The following is an 18,952-nucleotide window of genomic DNA, read 5'->3' as shown; positions in this document are numbered from 1 at the left end:
CACCGGGCCGCCCCACCGCTTGACCGGGCCGGTTTGGTTTGGGACGGTCGCGCCTTTCCAGACCATGTTGATCCTGCGCGGCTCCCCTGCTCTCTCGCCCTTCCGGCTCCAAAAACTGCTCGACGGCCTCACCGCCGCCGGGGTCCCCGCCCGGGCCCTCACTGCCGACTTTGTGCATGTGGTTGAAGCCGAAGGAGAACTCTCGGCCGAGCAGTCGGCCGTGTTGGAGAAATTGCTCACCTACGGCCCCAAACGCGCAGCCGAACGCCTCACCGGCCTCACCCAGGTCGTCGCCCCGCGCCCCGGCACCATTTCCCCGTGGTCGTCCAAGGCCACCGACATCGCGCACATCTGCGGTCTGGCCAACGTGAAGCGCATCGAGCGCGTCATCGCCTACACGGTTGCCTTCGACAACGCCGCCCTGCCCAAGCCGCTCTCCCACCTCTCGGCCGCCCAACTCAGCGCCCTCCGCGCCGCCCTGCACGACCGCATGACGCAAGCCGTGTTCAACACCGTCGAGGACTGCGCGGCCCTCTTCCGCCATGACGAGCCGAAACCCCTGACCAGCGTGCCGGTGCTGGCCGAGGGTCGCATCGCCCTCGAACGCGCCAACCAGGACCTTGGCCTCGCTCTCGCCGACGACGAGATCGATTACCTCGTCACCGCCTTCCGGAAGCTCGGCCGCGACCCCAACGACATTGAGCTCATGATGTTCGCGCAGGCCAACTCCGAGCACTGCCGCCACAAGATCTTCAACGCCTCATGGGACATCGACGGCGAGGCGCAGGCCAAGTCGCTCTTCGCCATGATCCGCAACACCCACCAGTTGCACAGCGAAGGCATCCTTTCCGCCTACAAGGACAATGCCGCCGTGCTCGTCGGCTCCCGCGGCGGCCGCTTCTACGCCGACCCGACGACGCACGATTACGCCGCCCACGACGAGGACATCCACCTCCTCTGCAAGGTCGAGACCCACAACCACCCCACCGCCATCTCCCCCTTCCCGGGTGCCGCCACCGGTTCCGGCGGCGAGATCCGCGACGAGGGCGCCACCGGCCGCGGCTCCAAACCCAAGGCCGGCCTGACTGGTTTCACGGTTTCCAATCTCCGCCTCCCCGGCGCCGAGCAGCCCTGGGAAACTGATTTCGGCAAACCTGGCCGCATCGTCTCCGCCCTCGACATCATGATCGAGGGGCCGCTGGGCGGCGCCGCCTTCAACAACGAGTTCGGTCGCCCCGCCATCAACGGCTACTTCCGCACCTTCGAAGCCGAGGTGCCTTCCGCTAAAGCCGGGGTCGGTGACCCCGGTCCGGGCGCCACCGAGCTCCGCGGCTACCACAAGCCCATCATGCTCGCCGGCGGCCTCGGCAACATCAAGGCCGCCCATGTCGAGAAAGGCGCCATCAACCCCGGCGACAAACTCATCGTGCTCGGCGGCCCCTGCATGCTCATCGGCCTCGGTGGCGGCGCCGCCTCCTCGATCGCCAGTGGCGCTGGCAGCGAGGACCTCGATTTCGCCTCCGTGCAACGCGACAACCCCGAAATGGAGCGCCGCTGTCAGGAGGTCATTGACCGCTGCTGGGCGCTGGACGACGCCAACCCCATTTCCTTCATCCACGACGTCGGCGCTGGTGGCGTCTCCAACGCCCTCCCCGAACTCATCAACGACGGTGGCCGCGGCGGTATCTTCGACCTCCGCAAGCTCCCCAACGATGAGCCCGGCATGTCGCCGCTCGAGATCTGGTGCAACGAGTCGCAGGAGCGCTACGTCATGGCCGTCCCGGCCGATCGCCTCGACACCTTTGCCGCCATTTGCGCCCGCGAGCGCGCACCCTTCGCCGTTGTCGGCGAGGCGACCGAGGACAAACGCCTCGTGCTCACCGACCCGCACTTCGGCAACACCCCCATCGACATGCCGCTTGAGGTCCTGCTCGGCAAACCGCCGCGCATGCACCGCAGCGAGACGACCCTGGCCCGACCGCAGCTCCCGCTCGATCTCAACGGTATTGCCCTCGCCGAGGCCGTGCGCCGCGTCCTCGTCCACCCGACGGTGGCCGACAAGACCTTCCTCATCTCCATCGGCGACCGCACCGTGACCGGCCTCATTTGCCGCGACCAAATGGTGGGCCCGTGGCAGGTCCCCGTCGCCGACTGCGCCGTCACCGCCACGACCTTCGACGTCAACACCGGCGAGGCCATGGCCATGGGCGAACGCACCCCCGTCGCGGTCAACAACGCCGCCGCCTCCGCCCGCCTTGCGGTCGGTGAAGCCCTCACCAACCTCGCCGCCGCCCAGATCGGCCCGCTCGGCAAGGTCAACCTCTCCGCCAACTGGATGGCCGCCCCCGCCGTGCCCGGCGACGCCGCTGACCTCTACGCCGCCGTCAAAGCCGTCGGCATGGAGCTCTGCCCCGAGCTCGGCATCACCATTCCCGTCGGCAAGGACTCCATGTCCATGAGCACCGTCTGGGCCGACGGCGACACGACCAAGCGCATGACCGCCCCAGTCTCGCTCATCGTGTCCGCCTTCGCCCCGGTCGCCGATATCACCAAGTCGCTCACGCCGCAGCTTGCGCAGAACCCCGACTCCACCCTGCTCCTGATCGACCTCGGTCGCGGCGCCAACCGCCTCGGCGGCTCCATCCTCGCCCAGGTTGTCTCGCAGCTCGGCGAAGCCACGCCCGACGTCAACCGCGCCGCCGATCTTAAAGCCTTCTGGAACGTCGTCCAGCAACTCGGCGCCGAAGGCAAACTCCTCGCCTACCACGATCGCTCCGACGGTGGCCTGCTCGCCACGGCTGTCGAAATGGCCTTCGCCGGCCACGTCGGTGTCAGCCTCGATCTGCCGGCGGGCACCGACATCTTCGCCGCGCTCTTCAACGAAGAACTCGGCGCGGTCATCCAGGTGGCCAACGCCGACCTGGCCGCGGTCGAGGCCACCCTCGCCACCGCCGGCCTGGCCGACTGCACCCACCGTATCGGTAAACTCAATACCGACTACACCTTCCGCGTAACAGCCGGCGACACCGAGGTCCTCTCCGAGAACCTCAGCGACCTCCGCGCCATCTGGTCGGACGTCACCCGCCGCATCGCCTCCCTCCGCGACAACCCCGCCTGCGCCGAATCCGAATACCAACACAAACTCGACCGCACCGATCCAGGCATCACGCCGGTCCTGACATTCGATCCATATGCCGTGCCTTCCGTGTGTTCCGTGGGCAACAAACCGCCCATGGCCATCCTGCGTGAGCAGGGCGTAAACGGCGAGGTCGAGATGGCCGCCGCCTTCGACCGCGCTGGTTTCCGGGCGGTCGATGTGCACATGACCGACATCATCGAGGGCCGCGTTTCCCTCGCCGACTTTCGTGGCCTCGTCGCCTGCGGCGGTTTCTCCTATGGCGACGTGCTCGGGGCTGGCGAAGGCTGGGCCAAAAGCATCCTCTTCAACCCGCGCGCCCGCGCCGAATTCGAAGCCTTCTTCGCCCGCGAGGACACCTTTGCCCTCGGCGTCTGCAACGGCTGCCAGATGCTCAGCAACCTCAAGTCGATCATCCCCGGCGCCGAAGCTTGGCCGCACTTTGTGCAGAACCAGAGCGAGCGCTACGAAGGTCGCTACGTCTCCCTCAAGATCGAGGAATCACCCTCCATCCTCTTCAAAGGCATGGCTGGCAGCGTGCTCCCCATCGCCGTCGCCCATGGCGAAGGTTACGCCGAGTTTGCCGACCGCGCCGCCGCCGAGGCCTTTAGCGCCAGCGGCCAGGTCGCCGCCCGCTACTGCGACAACCACCATGTCCCGACGGAACAGTATCCGCTCAATCCCAACGGCAGCCCGCTCGGCATGACCGCGCTCACCACCACGACCGGCCGCGTCACCATCATGATGCCGCACCCCGAGCGGGTGTTTCGTTCGAGATGTATGTCGTGGGCACCCGCTCATTGGCCCGAAAACTCACCATGGATGAAGCTCTTTCAAAACGCCCGCGAGTGGGTGGGGTGAAGTGAGCGCTCCGCGCCAACATCTCGGCGCCCTCACCCTCGTCGTGCCGGATTACGACGAGGCCATCATCTACTACCGTGACGTCCTCGGCTTCGAGCTCCTCGAGGACAGCGACCTCGGTGGGGGCAAACGCTGGGTCACCGTGGCTCCGCGCGGCTCAGGTCCAAACGGCTGCCGACTCCTCCTTGCGCGCGCCGTCGACGAACCGCAGCGGACCGCCATCGGCCAACAGGCCGGCGGCCGCGTCTTCCTCTTCCTGCACACCGATGACTTCGACCGCGACCACACGGCGATGCAGGCGCGCGGCGTCACCTTTCTGGAGCAGCCCCGTGACGAGCCCTACGGCAAAGTCGCCGTCTTCGCCGACTGCTTCGGCAACCGCTGGGATCTGCTGCAACCGCGATGATCGAGCGCCGGATGGTCGAGTAAAGCTAACGATTAGCAGGCCGGTATCCTGACACCGAGTCCGACACCCCTCAGCCTCGTCAGTTCACCCCACCCCCTTGCTATGAAACCCCTTCCCCGATTCCTCGGTTGGCTGCTCCTGGCCGGCTGCGTCCTCTCGATCGCCCGCGCCGATCATCACGAAACCACAGAAAAAGAGACCTTCGTCATCGTCCACGGCGCCACCGCCGGCGGTTACGAGTGGAAGGAGACCGCCCGCTACCTGCGCGAGGCCGGCCACGACACCTACCGCGTCACCCTGACCGCCCTCGGTGAACGCTCCCACCTCAGCGCCGTCGGCGTGAACGTCTCCACCCACGTGATGGACGTGGTGAACACGATCCGTTTCGAGGACCTCCACGACGTCATCCTCACCGGCCACAGCTACGGCGGTCGCGTCATCACCGGCGTGATGAACATGATTCCCGAGCGCATCAAACACGTGATGTATTTTGACGCCGCCGTGCCGAACGACGGTGAAAGCTCTTGGTCCCACCGCCCGCCGCCCGCCAACATGATCGTGAAAGACGGCCGCCGCATCCCGGACTGGCTCAATGAGAACCCCACCACCTACCCGCACAACGTCGGCCACCCCATTGGCACCTCCGTCGAGCCCGTCCAATACAACAACCCGGAGGCCTTTAAGCTCAACGTGACCTACGTGCCCTTCATCGCCGAGGGCACCGACCCCGCCGAGCGCGCCGCCCGCGATCGCAACTGGCAAAACGCCCTCTCCCGCGGTTGGACCGTTCGCACCTTTCCCGGCAGCCACACCGCCATGCTCGAAAACCCCAAAGGCCTCGCCGCCCTCATGCTCGAGGCCCTCAATGACACCAACAGTCCCGTCAAATAACCGTTCCCCTTTCCCCTCATCATGAAACTCCTCCGCACCCTCACTCTGCTCCTCAGCGTCGGCCTCAGTGCCATCGCTGCCCGCGCCGCCCATCACGAGTCCGCCGACGGCGAGAAACTCACCTTCGTCATCGTCCACGGCGCCACCGCCGGTGGCTACGAATGGAAGGAGACCGCCAAATACCTCGAGGAAGCCGGCCACGATACCTACCGCGTCACACTCACCGCCCTCGGTGAACGCTCCCACCTCAGCGCCGAAGGCGTGAACCTCACCACTCACATCAACGACGTGGTGAACACCATCCTCTTCGAGGACCTCCACGACGTCATCCTCACCGGCCACTCCTACGGCGGCATGGTCATCACCGGGGTGATGAACCGCATCCCCGAGCGCATCAGCCACGTCTACTTCTTCGATGCCGCCGTGCCCGAACACGGCCAATCGATCCGCGACTCCTTCGGCGGAGCCGGCGGCAACCGTCCCGAGCCCAAGGTCGAGAACGGCCGCATGGTGATGGACTGGCTGCCCAAGAACCCGACTTCCTGGCCGCACAACACCGGCCACCCGATCGGCACCCTCACCGAGCCGGTATCCTACGACAATCCGGCCGCGCACGCCCTCAACGTCACCTACGTGCCCTTCGTGAAAGACGCTGCGGACGAGGCCAAGCGCGCCGCCGAGAATCCCGCCTGGCAACGCGCCAAGGCCCGCGGCTGGACCATCCGCCCCTACCCCGGCAGCCATACCGCCATGCTGGAAACCCCGAAGGGCCTCGCCGCCCACATCCTCGCCAGCGTCAACGACACCAATACGCCGGTCGAATAAACCCGCCTCCCCCGCGTATCCATGAAGCGCCTACGCTCGCTCCTGCTCCTTCCCCTCGCCCTGATCGCGCTCGCCGCCACTGCGGCCCGGGCCGAGGAGAGCAAACCGCTCACCATCGTCATCGTCCACGGCGCCACCGCCGGCGGCTGGGAGTGGAAGGAAACCGCCCGCCACCTGCGCGCGGCCGGTCACGACGTCCATCGGGTCACCCTCACCGGCCTCGGCGAACGGCATCACCTCGCCGACGAGTCGGTGAACCTCGAAACGCACATCATGGATGTGGTGAACACGATCCGCTTCGAGGACCTGCACGATGTCGTGCTCACCGGCCACTCCTACGGCGGCATGGTCATCACCGGCGTGCAGGACCGCATCCCGGACCGCATCAAACACGTGTTCTACTTTGACGCCGCCGTGCCCAACGACGGTGAGTCGATGTTCGACCTCGTGGGCGGCCTGCCCCCCGGCGGCAAGGTCGAGAACGGCCTGGCGTATTTCCCGTGGTATGACGCCGACGCCGCCCCGCCCAAGGGCGTGCCACATCCCGTCCACACCTTCGACCAGCCGGTCTCCTACGACGATCCCGCCGCGCTCGCTCTCAACGTCACCTACGTGCCCTTCGTGAAGGACGGCGACGCCTACAAGGAACGCTCGGCCAACGACAAAGGCTGGCAGCGCGCCAAGGCCCGCGGCTGGACCATCCGCCCCTTCCCCGGCAGCCACACCGCCATGCTAGAGAATCCGGCCGGGGTCGCCGATCTCATCCTGTATTCAGTCAACGACACCAACTCGGCGACTGACTGATCAGGTCCTCAGCGGCGCGACTTCACTCGCGCGTTCTCCCACCGCGGCGCCACCTTGGCGCCGCTTTTTTTGGCCCGGCTCCGGCAATAGCGGGTTCCCAAGGAGACGCTGTCGTGCACGACATGAAACCTCTGCTTCGTTTCGCGCTTTCGCTGCTGATCGTCCAAGCGGTAACCCTTCTCGCCCACGCCCAGTCCGACTGGACAATGCGCCTGCCCTACCCTTCGCAGGACCGATTTTTCTCCATCACTTGGGGCGATGATCAGTTTGTCGCCCTCGATCTGGCCAAAACCGTCTGGACCTCGCCCGACGGTTCCAGCTGGACCGGCGGCACCACGTTGGAAAGCGCCTACCAAGTCGTCTCCAACGGCACCCGTTTCGCCGCCCACGCCACCAACAAGATCTGGCTTTCCGACGACGGCGTCGCCTGGACCGAGCATTCCACGCCCCATGCGCTCTCCGAACTGGTCTGGCTGGGTGACACCCTCGTCGCCCTCGGTTCCACTCCGGTCGATGCTGCGACCACCAGCATCTTCACCACCATCAACGGCACCGACTGGAATGAGATCGGTTTGGGCGAACGCTTCAACCAACTGCGGGCCACCACCGAACGGGTCGCCGTCTTCAACGGCGTGGGTCGCGTCGCCGTTTCCACCGACACCCTCAACTGGACGACGGGCGACGTCTATACCGACGCAACGGACCACCGGGGCTCCAGCGCCGTGGCTGGAAACGGACTGTTTCTCGTGACCCGGTATGCCGATTCCAGCGTCAACCAACCCACCTACCTCTCCACCGACGGCCTGACTTGGAACATCGTCACCCAATACAAAACCAACCCGATCGGTCCCACCCTCTCCGTCCCGAGCATCAATATCGACCGCCAGATCGGTTTCGCCGCCGGCTACTTCTACGCGCGCCAACAACCGGCCGCCTACGACCGCGGCACGGTCTATCGCACCGCCGACGGTGAAATCTGGGAGGAGGTCCCGGACTTCCCTGCCGACCTCGATCTGCGGGTCCTGGCCGGCAGCGACAGCATCGCCCTCGCCCCCCAAATTCTGCCGAGCGACCCCAAGGCCCAAAAGACCGCGCTTGCGCTGTATCGCTCAACGGAAGGCACCACGTGGAACAACGTCACCGTCAACCCCTTCATCGGCGACGTCGGCGTTTGGCCGGTCTATGGTTTTGGCCGCTTCTTCGCCGGCGGCTACTCCTCGCCGGACGGCATCACCTGGGACCCGAGTCCCTTCTCGCCCACCCACGCCGAGGGTGACCTGCTCTTCCAAATCGCAACGCGCTTCGGGCCGGACGGCGCTCCGTTCAAACGCCTTCTCGGGCCGGGCCCCGGCCGGGTGAACACGGTCGACGTTTCCGCCGACGGCATCACCTCCGCGCGACTTTCGCTGCCGATCGGCTCTCCCAGCAGCGTCGCGTTCGGCGCCGGCCGCTGGGTCATGGTCGGCCTGGAAGGCGGCATCGCCAACTCCGCCGATGGCGTCAACTGGAACGCCGTGGAGACCGCCAACACCAACGCGCTGCACAATGTTCGCTTCCTGCTCGATCGCTTCATCGCCGTGGGCGACGGCGGCACGGTGCTCACATCCGCGGATGGCCTGACTTGGTCGGCCGTGACCGATTCCGAGTTCGGCACCCTGCCCCTACGCGACGTCGCCACGGACGGCACCTCGCTCGTGTTCGTGATTTACCAGCACGGCCCGACCAATGTTTCGCCCATCACGACCACTTCCTTCGACATGGACGATGGCGCCCCGGCGGTGATCGTGGCCGGCCGCGAGTTCAACGCAGTGGCGTTCTTCGACGGGCGTTTCATCGCCACCTCCGACGCGAGTCCCACCGAATTCCACCTCGCCGGCGTCTACGAATCGGACGACGGCGTGAATTGGAGCCAGACTCCTCCCTCCGAAACCTTTTCCGGCGCGGCCCGCATGGCCGTCGGCCCGCACAGCGCAATCACGACCGTGCCGGTCAGTCGCTACGACGAATTCAGCTACAGCGTGGTGTCCTACGTTTCGCTTTGGCAGACCCTCGCCGACACCCCGGCCACCGCACCCGAAGTGGTCTTCGAACCCAGCCCGCAATCCGCCGCCCGCGGCGAATCGGCCACCTTCATGGCGGGCGCCACCGGCACGGGACCCTTCGCCTACCAATGGTTGCACGACGGCACTCCGATCGACGGTGCCACGCGCTCGGTCCTCGCACTTACCGACCTGGTCGATGCCGACGCCGGCGACTACGCCGTGACCATCACCAACGCCCTCGGCTCCACCACCAGCACCGCGGGCACGCTCGCGGTCACGGAGCCCCTGCCGCTCGCCATCACGAACCAGCCCGAGGGCGGTGCCCTGCGTGAATTTGAGTCTTTCATCCTCAGTGTCGCCGTCACCGGCTCCGGCCCCGTCAGCTACCAATGGCGCCGCAACGGCAACCCGATTCCCGGCGCCACCACGTCGAGCTACGAGATCTGGACCGCTTCGTATAGTTTCAGCCAATACACCGGCACCTACGACGTCGTGATCACCGCGCCCTACAGCGAGATCACCAGCGACGCCGTCGAGGTCACGGCGAGCGGCCCGACGGTCGAGTTCACCCGGACCGGCGAGGCCTTCCCCAACGAGGGCGACGCGGTGGAACTGCACGCCACCGCCTCTGGCGAAGAACCGCTGACCTACTACTGGGCCCGCGCTGGCGGCCCCCTCGTTTCGACCGGGCACTCGCCGCGCCTGGTGCTGCCGTTCCTCACCCGGGCCGACACGGGCTCCTACCGCGTCGAGGTTGTCGACGCCGCCGGCAACCGCACCGTGCAGTTCCTCACCCTGGCCGTGGCCACCGCCGGCGCCGAACCCCCCGCCGGTCCTTTTACCCAGTCCGTGCGAGCCGGCGAAGCCGTGCTCCTGCGCGCCGGCAACGCCGCCGGTTCATTGCCAAGCTACCAGTGGCGCTTGAATGGCGAGCCCATCGCCGGCGCCACTCAGTCGACCTACCTCATCACCGACTTTTCCGCCACCGACGCCGGCGACTACGACGTGGTGGTGACTTCACAGCCCGACCACACCCAGACCCTGTCCCGCGTGTCCCTCGCCTATGCCACCGCGTCCCGTCTCAGCAACATCTCGACCCGGGCGTATTCAGGTAACGGTGACGATACGCTGGTGCTCGGTTTCGCCACCACCGGCACCCCGGTCTCCGACGAGGACACCCTGCTCGTGCGCAGCATCGGCCCCGGTCTCGCCGCGCTCGATATCGAAGGAGCTTTGATCGACCCCGCGTTCGACGTGGTGCGCCCCGCCTTCGGCGACGAACCGGCCGTGGTCCTCGCCAGCAACGACGACTGGACCGTCCCGCAAACGTCGACCCAGGCCTCCGCCGCCACCACCGGGTTGTTCAACGCCCGCGGTGCCTTTGCCCTCTCGGACTCTTCGGCCGACGCCGCCCTGGCTTACCGGCCGACCACCGCCGGTCCGCGTTCCATCGTGACCCGCGAAAAGCTCGGCCGCCCCGGCATCGTGCTCGACGAGATCTACGCCCCCGGCGGATCCGCCATCGCCTTCACCAATCTCTCCGCCCGCGCCCGCGTGGGCCAGGGCGACGACGTGCTCATCGTCGGTTTCGTCATCGAAGGCGACGCCCCCCTGCGCCTGCTCCTCCGCGGCATCGGTCCCACCCTGGCCGAACACGGCATCACCAACGCGCTCAGCAACCCGAAGCTCGTGCTCCACACGCTGGACGGCACCCCGATCCACAACAACGACACCTGGGGCCAGGCACAGAACGCCGACGAGATCCGCACCGTCTCGGACGCCGTGGGCGCCTTTGCCCTCGCCGACGACAGCAACGACGCCGTGATCCTCGAGAGCCTGCCCCCGGGCGTCTATTCGGTCCACCTGCAGTCGGTCGGCGGCACGCCGGGTGTTGGCCTGGTCGAACTGTATGTCGTCCCGTAACGCGACTAGTCGGACTTGGCCGGACGCCGCCGGGCAACGGCCAGGATCTCGATAAACACCGTCCCTGCCCCATCGGCCGCCACCCGGTCGATGGCGGTCGGGATGACTTTGAGCTCAATCGCGGCGGCGGTCGCCTCCGTCGCGCCGATGCGGCAGTTGAAGTCCCAGCGATCGTGGCCTTCCGGCAGCTCCTTGCGGCGCTCCCGCTTCACATACTTGTTCACCTCGTGGCGAATCTTGTCGCGCACGCGGGCGTCGTCCTGACGGGGAGCGGTGAGGCGGAAGGTCTTTTTCATGGATATGGCGCAGCGTTGCGCTTCCCGCTCGACTGGCAACGGGAATAGCGGCGGGCGCAGCACGCAAAAACCCGGAGCTGTGCGGCTCCGGGTTTCACAGGTGAGAATGCTGGTTACGATTATTGAGCCAACACCACCCCACCGTGGGTGTTGTTGTAGGCGTCGAACCAGTCCTTGACGCTCAGCACGTAGGAGGCGTCGAGCTCGGCGGCGTGCTTCAGGACATATTCACCATAGACCACGAACAGGTAGGTGAACTCTTCATCACCGTTGAGGTAGGCCCCGTTGGCGTAGTTGAACTCCGAACCCATCAACTGTTTCGCGAGCAGCACGGACGGGGCGGAACCGGTCGCCGACATGATCGCTTCGGCCCCGCTCATGGTCATGCCATCGAACGGCTCGAGGCCGAGCTCGGCGATGATCGCAGTGCAGGCCGCCAGCGTGGAGGCGCTGACTTGGATGCCCTTGGTCTTGCCAGCGAGCGCCTTGGCGAGGTTGTTCTTCCAATAGCCGATGGTGAAACCGTTGGCCGACATCGCGCCGATGGCGTCGAAGTTGAGGGCCAGACCGGCATCGGCCACTCCGGTGTCGGCGGAGACGCTCACGTCAAAGCGGGTGGCGGTGGTCGGCTCGAGGCCATTGCGACCGCCGATGACAACAACGTAGTCGCCGGCGTCGAGCTCGGTAAAGGTGTAGCTGCCGTCTTCGGCGGTGATCGTGGTCGCGACCACATTGCTTTCGCCGTCGAGCAGCGTGACGGTGATGCCGCCGAGACCGAACTCATCGGTGCCGAGAGCGCCGTTAAAATCGAGGTCGAAGAAGACCTGCCCGCTGAGGGTGTAGGTGGTGGGTTCGACCACGCCGCCGCAGATCGGGCCCGACACGGAGCCGAGCACGAAGCCGTTGCCGGACTTGACCGCGATGGTGACCTCACCGGTCGCCCAGGCGCCATTCAGCGCGAGTGAGACGAGGCGGGTCTCGCGGTCGTTGTAGCCGGTGTCGAACTTGATGCCGCGGACGCCGGTGGTCGGGTCAGAGTTGTTCCAGGACACGAGCGCGTCGTTGGAGCCGGCAATGATGGCGGCGCCGCCGCAATCGGCGTCGAAGCCGATCACCCAGTGGCTGATGGCCGGACCACCGCCCGGGTTGGAGGTCACCGCGTAGGTGAATTGGGTCGTGTCGCTGACGGCGTCGTAGGAAGAAGCGACCAGAGTGATGGAATAGGTGATCGGGTCACCGGGCTTGGCAAAAGCGGTCGAGGCGACCGCGAGGATAATGGCGAACCATTGAGACAGTTTTTTCATTGAGCAGAGTTGCTGCCCAATACGTTCGACACGGTCCCAACGGAAATCAAAGGAGGAGATAGGGTATCCACCCCAGTCTTTCGCTGCGTAGAGATCCCACCGCCCGTTCGGGGGTATCGGATCACGCTTCGGGGAGCTCGGCCAGCCGCGCCGCCACGGTCATGGCAACATCGGCCGCTTCGCACTGCCCCCGCCGGTCCAACTCGAACGCTTGTTCGATCAATTCGAGGCGAAAGTCCGCCAGCGTGGCGGCGAGATCAGACTTTGGGGGCGATGCCGACGTAGTAGTCGATTTCGCTGTCGTCGGAGTTGATGTCAAAACGCTCATCGTAGAGTTCGAGTTCGACTTCCATCGTCGGCACGTAAGCCGAGCGCGGCAGCCAGGCGCCATAAATGTAGCCAAGGGTCTCGCCAAAGTTTTCGATCCGGCCGCGGTGGGTGAATCGGGCAAAGGTGCGGGCCGGGATCTCCCAGCGCACCATGTCGGCCGGGAGCGGTGGATCACCTGCGATCTTCACGCCGGCGATGTATTCCAGCTCGTCTTCCCGCGTCCGATCCTCCGGCGGCAGGCAACGGCAGGCCGCCCAGAAGGTGCCCGCCTCGGGCGCGCAGCCGAGCGAGCGCACCTCCCCCTGACGGGCCATGAACTGGCCCCACAGCGGCGGGATGACCTGCATGTTGTTGGAGTCAGGAGAGGTCGCGGCAATGAAGCGCGCGCTCAGCCCGGCGATGGCGAAGGCGGGCAGATCGAGGATGGTGGGTTCGAGATTCATATCGGTCGGCAGGAGTTGCAGATGCTCCGGCGGCAGCGGCAGGCGCATCCAGGTGACGTTGGGTTGAGGGTGGTTGCGGAACCCGCTCGGCGTGTGGCCGCTCTCCCGTCGGAACGCCCGGGTGAAGGCTTCATGCGATTCGAAGCCCACCGCGAGCGCGACATCGAGCAGCCGCTGTTCGGGTTCACTGCGCAGCATCCGCGCCGCCTCGGTGAGGCGCCGCCGACGCACATAACTGGCCACCGATTCGTCGACCAAAGCCATGAACACACGCTGGAAGTGCCACGGGGAGTAACCCGCCCGACGGGCGAGTTCCGCCATCGCCAGCGGGCGATCGAGATGCTCCTCAATCGCCGCCAGCGCGCGACGGATTTGGTCGAGAATAGGTTCGGTCACAGTCACAATCCCAACCTATCAAATGTTGTCCCGGCGCGACTTGATCATCTGTGCTAAAACGGCGTTCGCCCTGCTCAGACGTGCACGAGGGTTTTAAACCCGCCCCAGCTCATCTTCTTTGTATCGAAGGGCATGTTCCCGGGATCACACATCGCCGCGATCCGTTCGTCGGCCTGCACGAGCTTGTTCACCCGGTTCCGAGCCGCCTTGGACTTGTAGACGATCCAAGCAAAGACGATGACCTCGTCGGGACCGCATTTGAGCAGCTTGTCGTAGGGACGACCAAAGGGAACGTCGAGTTCGTCACTGACACACTCGCGGTAGTCCAAGGCGCCGTGCTCCTTCCAAATTTTGCCGGCGCCACGGGCGAGTTTCTTGTAGGCGGGCAGTTTCGCCCGCGGAATCACGAGCAGGTATCCATCAATGTAATCAGCCATGTTGTTCGGGGGTTGAGATGAATCCCGTCCTGTCGGGATAAATTGAATACAGGGCTTCAGCCCCGCGTCGCCAGGTCGAGTTGGACAAGGCCCTTCTCAAATTGGGCCCCCAGCATTCTGTCCATGTTGATAAAGACGGCCATGACCTTGCTGAGCTTGGTCATCGGACTCACCGCCACCCACTCGACGCGGGTGCCGGCGTCGGCCGGCATGAGCAGGAAGGTCGACTCCATCGTGCCGGCAAAGGGTTTGATGAACACCAGGTCCAGGGTCACCTGCTCGTGCGGCACACTCTGCGTGATGGTCATGCGGCCTTCGCCAACCTTGGCATTGCCCCGCCAGGCGTAGGTGGCGCCGACGCCCGCCGCCGGGCCGGTGTAAGTTCGTTCGAGTTTGGGGTCGAGACCTTCCCACGGCGACCAGGCTTGCCAGGACGGCAGGTGGTTGATGAGCGGAAAAACCCGATCCGGCGTCGCGCCCACCACGCGATGGCGGCGATAGGTGGCCACGTCGGGTTGGCGTGCGGCCAGTATCCAGATTACCAGCACAACCAGGCCGGCGAGGACGAGAATCGTAGGGAGCGTTGACATGACTATGTTGGTGTTACGCGGCGCCAAACTTGGCGGCGAAGAGCGGCCGGTAAGCCGCGCGGTGGCGCCACGCGAGGAAGAGTAACATGGCCACGAACATGAACGCGTTGGGCAAGCCGATCGGTTCCAGGGCCAGGTGAAACGCAATCGAATTTACGAAGAAGGGCGCCAGCACCACCAGCGCGAGCGGCACAAAGCGGTTGGCCAGCAGGAACAGGCCCGGCACCAGCAGGGTCGCGCCGATGAGCGGCATCATGTAGCCTGTGCCGACCAGCGCGGCGGAAAGGGCCATCGCCTTCTCCGGCATCACCAGGTCCGGCGGTGGCTGAATGAAGTTCAGGAAACCATTGAGGCCAAAAATCGTGCAACCGAGTCCCAGCAGGACGCGCACGAGGTGGGTGAGGATGGTGAGCCACTTGGCGCCGGGGTGGGATTCGCTCATGATGGGGGATGGTTGTGGGTTTCGATCAATCAGGCGCACGCGGCTTCGTCCTGGCAGACGCCGAGCAATTGATCGGCGGCGGCCCCCCAACCCATGCGAAAGCCCATGACGGCATGCTCCGTGGTCTTCTCCTGCGACCAATGCCGCGCGCTGGCCCGATAGGTCGTGCCGCCGCTGGTGGCGGACGACAGCTCAAACGCGCCGACCATGAACGGTTCGGCCGACAGCTGCCAGCCGGGCTTAATCGCATCGGTGAAGACCAAGCGCTCGTTTTCAACCACCTCGAGAATCGTGCCCAGCAGATCAACCCGCGTGCCATCGGGCCCTTCCATCACCGTGCGGCAACGGCCACCGGCGCGCAGCTCCCAGTCGACCACCGGCGTCGTCCAAGGCTGCGGGCACCACCACTCTTTGGTTCGCTTCGTGATCGCCCGCCACACGACCTCGGGCGCAACCGGAAACTCGCGCAGGATCACCAGTTCACGACACACCGCCGCGTCCGCCGGCGTGTCGCGCAGCAGGGCCTCCAGTCGATCGAAGTTTTCGTCGTTCTTGCCGGCCACAAACTCGCGCAGCGACGCGCAGGTCGCCTCGTCCTCGAAGATCATGTGCCACTCGATCTGCGTGCCCTCACCGTCGTCCTTGAAGTGCACCACCGCCGTGAAGATTGGCGCGACATCGTGTTTAAAAACGAGGCACTCCCCTTCCGCGACATGCAGGAAGACACTGTGGTTTTCGTAGTCCTTGCCGTCCGGGCCGTGCATGGTGAAGCGCCACTCGCCGCCCGGCCGGGGGTCGTAGTGGTAGAAGGTGTTGGTGAAGCCCGCCGGCCCCCACCACTTGGCGTGAAGATCCGGATGCGTCCACGCCGCGAACACCTGGGCGAGCGGAAACGGAATCGTGCGGACCGAGAGGATCTCATGATCGGCGCTCGGCGCGGTCGGAATGGTGTAGGGGGTGGCGTTGTTCATAGGATGTTACTGCAACGGGTCCGAGGACGCGATCCGGACACCCTGGACTTATTTTTCTGAAGTTTCGCTCGCGCGGTTGGCGGAGGCATAACTATCGCGAAACTGCACCCAGTCCATCAGGTTGTGATGGGGTCCGTTTTCCGCCCGTCCCTTCGGCATGATGTCATGCAACATGTAGGCGCCATCAAACTGCTCCGTGCCCCGCGAATAGGTCGAGTAGGTGTGAAACACCTGCCCCGACACATCCCGGTAAAAGACACTCAGCCCGGGCAACTCGTCACAGAACGCCGGTGAGGTGCCGAAATTGTAGAGCCGTTCACCCGCCTCGAATTGCTCCGCGGAGAACGTCACCCCGAAGTCCTGGTTAAAATCACTCTCGAGTGAGGAGACCCAGCGGAAGCGCCAGTCCATGCGCCGGCGAAACGCCTGCAAACGTTCCAAGGGCGCCCGCGAGACCGCCACGTAGCTGACATCGTGATTTTCCAAATGCGGCAGAATCCCGTCCATGTGATCGCTCCCGAAGGAACAACCTTTGCACGCTTCTTCCCAATCGGGTCCGAACATGAAATGACGCACCAGCAACTGGCTGCGCCCCGCAAACAGATCGACCAGGCTCACCGCGCCGGCGACGTCGGCAAACCGGTAATCCTTATCCACCCGCCGCCAAGGCAACGCCCGTCGGGCGGCGTTCAATTCGTCGCGGGCCCGCGTCAGCGCCTTTTCACGCACCAGCAGTTCACGGCGAGCGGACAGCCAAGCGTCCAGGGTAACAACGGGGTGGTCTGAAAGAGGGTCTGTCATGGTCAAAGAGAGATGAAGGGTTCGCCTTCTCAACGTGCGGTCCCCGTCCCACCCGGACATTTTTCGCGCAATTTTACGAAATATGTCCGACCCCTTCCATCTCACCCGTTGAAGCCCAAACCACCCTCCATCTCCCCGCTCGCCATGTCCCGCTCCCACCTCCTCCTCTTTCGCAACACCGGACCGGAAACCCACGCGCACCTCACCGCCGAGGAACGCCAGCAACTCGTCGAACGCTGGAACGCCTGGTTCGTCGGTCTGCGTGATGCCGGCAAGGCCCTCGATGGCCAGCCGCTCGAACTGACCGGCTCCATCGTCTCCGGCCCCGGCGGCAAACGCGTCACCGATGGTCCCTTCGCTGAGAGCACCGAAGCCGTCGGCGGTTACGTCATGCTCAGCGTCGCCGACATGGCCGAAGCCACCGCCATCGCCCAACAGCACCCCGGCCTCGAATACGGCCTCATCATCGAGGTGCGTCCCCTGCCCGACACCTGCCACCTCGGCGTCGTGACCGGCCCGGCCTGAAACCCACGTCGTCTTCGTTTTTCGTCTTCCCGTGCCCCCGCCCTTCCCGGTTCCCGCGCCCCAGCCTGAGCCTTCCGGCCAACCCGGCGCGCTGGTCGAAAATTTTTTCCGCGAGGAATCCGGGCGCCTGCACGCCGCCCTGCTCCGCCGCTTCGGCTTGCACAACCTCACCCTCGTCGAGGATGCCGTGCAGGAAGCGATGCTGCGCGCTCTGCGCACGTGGGCCATGGGGGGGGTCCCGCCCAACCCGTCCGCCTGGATCAGCCGCGTCGCCATCAACCACGTGCACGACGCCCTGCGCCGCCACGGCACCACCAACGCCAAACAGGATGAGGTCACCCGGCTCGAAACCGACCGCCAAAGCGACCATGTCCTCCCCGCGCCAGCGGACGAGGCCATCACCGACGATACCCTGCGACTGCTGTTCACCTGTTGCCATCCGGTGCTGCCCACCGATGCCCAGGCGGTCCTGGCCTTGAAGACCCTCTGCGGCTTCAACCTCACGCAAATCGCCCGCGCCTTCCTCGCCACCGAAAGTGCGATCGAGAAACAACTCACCCGCACCAAGGCCCGTCTGCGCGAGGCCAACGTGCCCTTCGGCCTGCCCGATCCCGCCGAACTTCCGGCCCGCCTCGAAGGTGTGCTCGCCACGCTCTACCTGCTCTTCAATGAGGGCTACAAAGCGTCGCTCGGTGACGAACTGTTGCGCGAGGACCTCTGCCACGAAGCCGTGCGCTTGACCGAACTTCTCGTCGCTCACCCGGCCGGCGATCATCCCGCCGCCCACGCCTTGCTCGCGCTCATGCTCCTGCACAGCGCACGCTTTCCGGCCCGCCTCGGCAGCGATGGCACCCTCCTGCGGCTCGGCGACCAGGATCGCACCGCGTGGGATCAAATCGCCATCGACGCCGGTCTGCGCCACCTCGCCCACGCCGCCGCCGGTGACGCCCTCACCGAATACCACCTCCACGCCGGTATCGCCGCCTGTCACTGCGTGGCGGCCGACTTGGACAAGACCGACTGGCCCCGCATCCTCGCGCACTACGACGCCTTGCTCGCCCTCAAGCCTTCCCCGGTCGCAGCTCTCAACCGCGCCGTCGCGGTCGCGAACTGCCACGGCCCGCGCGCCGGTCTCGATGCCATCGACGCCATCCCCGACGTCGACCGCCTCGCCACCCAACACCTGCTGCACGCCGTGCGCGGTGAATTGCTGAACCGACTCGGGCAACACGCCGAGGCCGTGACCTGCTTCCGCCGCGCGCTGGCCCTCGCCCGCGTCGCCCCCGAGCAGGCCCACCTCGCGCGCCAAATCGAACAACTCGAACAGCCCCCAGCCTGACTTCTGCGCATGGCCTCCTGCTGTGAAAGACCCTCGCGTGGTCATGACCGTTCGGGCAACGACCGATTTCGAGCGGGTGTTGCCAGCCCTGCGCGACCTGGCCGCCCAATGGGTGGAACGCATGCGGCGGGAGCTTCCGGTCGACTGAGTCGCGGCTGGCACCGCGCAGATGCTTGCGGCCGGACGCCGA

At 65.7% G+C, this 18,952-nt stretch carries 17 protein-coding genes; 9 read left to right on the top strand and 8 right to left on the bottom strand.

Annotated elements, in window-relative coordinates; all coding sequences use genetic code 11:
* Positions 1-64: 64 nt before the first annotated feature.
* From purL to AC0MRV_RS06220, 6 genes are all read left to right on the top strand, one after another.
* Positions 65-3,997 (top strand): phosphoribosylformylglycinamidine synthase, encoded by a 3,933-nt coding sequence (gene purL, locus AC0MRV_RS06245; protein ID WP_472763578.1) that lies wholly within the window; start codon positions 65-67, stop codon positions 3,995-3,997.
* 1 nt (position 3,998) lies between these two features.
* Positions 3,999-4,403, top strand: a complete 405-nt coding sequence (locus AC0MRV_RS06240) for a VOC family protein (protein WP_472763577.1) — start codon at positions 3,999-4,001, stop codon at positions 4,401-4,403.
* A gap of 102 nt (positions 4,404-4,505) precedes the next feature.
* Positions 4,506-5,294: an alpha/beta fold hydrolase gene (locus AC0MRV_RS06235; RefSeq protein ID WP_472763576.1), complete on the top strand. Its 789-nt coding sequence runs from the start codon at positions 4,506-4,508 to the stop codon at positions 5,292-5,294.
* A 21-nt stretch (positions 5,295-5,315) separates the two neighbouring features.
* Complete coding sequence (locus tag AC0MRV_RS06230) at positions 5,316-6,119, top strand: alpha/beta fold hydrolase (protein ID WP_472763575.1); 804 nt, start codon at positions 5,316-5,318, stop codon at positions 6,117-6,119.
* 21 nt (positions 6,120-6,140) lie between these two features.
* Positions 6,141-6,923 carry an alpha/beta fold hydrolase gene (locus tag AC0MRV_RS06225; RefSeq protein WP_472763574.1) on the top strand — a complete coding sequence of 261 codons (783 nt, stop codon included), beginning with the start codon at positions 6,141-6,143 and terminating at the stop codon, positions 6,921-6,923.
* A gap of 122 nt (positions 6,924-7,045) precedes the next feature.
* Positions 7,046-10,888, top strand: a complete 3,843-nt coding sequence (locus tag AC0MRV_RS06220; RefSeq protein WP_472763573.1) for a hypothetical protein — start codon at positions 7,046-7,048, stop codon at positions 10,886-10,888.
* A 5-nt stretch (positions 10,889-10,893) separates the two neighbouring features.
* On the opposite strand, the gene AC0MRV_RS06215 is transcribed toward AC0MRV_RS06220, so the two are convergent.
* The 8 genes from AC0MRV_RS06215 to AC0MRV_RS06180 form a co-directional block, all read right to left on the bottom strand.
* Positions 10,894-11,184: a DUF6172 family protein gene (locus tag AC0MRV_RS06215; protein WP_472763572.1), complete on the bottom strand. Its 291-nt coding sequence runs from the start codon at positions 11,182-11,184 to the stop codon at positions 10,894-10,896.
* A gap of 119 nt (positions 11,185-11,303) precedes the next feature.
* Entirely contained in the window at positions 11,304-12,488 is a 1,185-nt protein-coding gene (locus AC0MRV_RS06210) for an SdrD B-like domain-containing protein (RefSeq protein ID WP_472763571.1), read from the bottom strand.
* Between the two features lie 257 nt (positions 12,489-12,745).
* A complete protein-coding gene (locus tag AC0MRV_RS06205; RefSeq protein WP_472763570.1) occupies positions 12,746-13,657 on the bottom strand; it encodes a helix-turn-helix domain-containing protein in 912 nt (303 codons plus the stop codon).
* A 74-nt stretch (positions 13,658-13,731) separates the two neighbouring features.
* Positions 13,732-14,094 carry a DUF1428 domain-containing protein gene (locus AC0MRV_RS06200; RefSeq protein ID WP_472763569.1) on the bottom strand — a complete coding sequence of 121 codons (363 nt, stop codon included), beginning with the start codon at positions 14,092-14,094 and terminating at the stop codon, positions 13,732-13,734.
* 56 nt (positions 14,095-14,150) lie between these two features.
* The gene (locus AC0MRV_RS06195) at positions 14,151-14,684 is read right to left on the bottom strand and encodes an SRPBCC family protein (RefSeq protein ID WP_472763568.1); all 534 of its coding nucleotides are present in this window, start codon (positions 14,682-14,684) and stop codon (positions 14,151-14,153) included.
* 13 nt (positions 14,685-14,697) lie between these two features.
* A complete protein-coding gene (locus AC0MRV_RS06190) occupies positions 14,698-15,126 on the bottom strand; it encodes a hypothetical protein (protein WP_472763567.1) in 429 nt (142 codons plus the stop codon).
* 29 nt (positions 15,127-15,155) lie between these two features.
* Positions 15,156-16,097 carry an SRPBCC domain-containing protein gene (locus AC0MRV_RS06185; RefSeq protein ID WP_472763566.1) on the bottom strand — a complete coding sequence of 314 codons (942 nt, stop codon included), beginning with the start codon at positions 16,095-16,097 and terminating at the stop codon, positions 15,156-15,158.
* 48 nt (positions 16,098-16,145) lie between these two features.
* Entirely contained in the window at positions 16,146-16,898 is a 753-nt protein-coding gene (locus AC0MRV_RS06180) for a DUF899 domain-containing protein (RefSeq protein ID WP_472763565.1), read from the bottom strand.
* A 144-nt stretch (positions 16,899-17,042) separates the two neighbouring features.
* Here AC0MRV_RS06180 and AC0MRV_RS06175 point away from each other — a divergent pair, with 144 nt between their 5' ends.
* From AC0MRV_RS06175 to AC0MRV_RS06165, 3 genes are read left to right on the top strand one after another with little or no spacing between them, the layout of a single operon-like run.
* Complete coding sequence (locus tag AC0MRV_RS06175) at positions 17,043-17,423, top strand: YciI family protein (protein ID WP_472763564.1); 381 nt, start codon at positions 17,043-17,045, stop codon at positions 17,421-17,423.
* A gap of 31 nt (positions 17,424-17,454) precedes the next feature.
* Positions 17,455-18,762, top strand: coding sequence for an RNA polymerase sigma factor (locus AC0MRV_RS06170; RefSeq protein WP_472763563.1), 1,308 nt, complete (start codon positions 17,455-17,457; stop codon positions 18,760-18,762).
* A 22-nt stretch (positions 18,763-18,784) separates the two neighbouring features.
* A complete protein-coding gene (locus AC0MRV_RS06165; protein WP_472763562.1) occupies positions 18,785-18,910 on the top strand; it encodes a hypothetical protein in 126 nt (41 codons plus the stop codon).
* Positions 18,911-18,952 lie beyond the last annotated feature (42 nt).

Origin of the sequence: Actomonas spartinae, assembly GCF_051209155.1 — a bacterium.
Lineage (GTDB): Bacteria > Verrucomicrobiota > Verrucomicrobiia > Opitutales > Opitutaceae > Actomonas.
The sequence above is the reverse complement of the archived record's forward strand: the minus strand, read 5'-3'. Positions and strand labels throughout refer to the sequence as shown.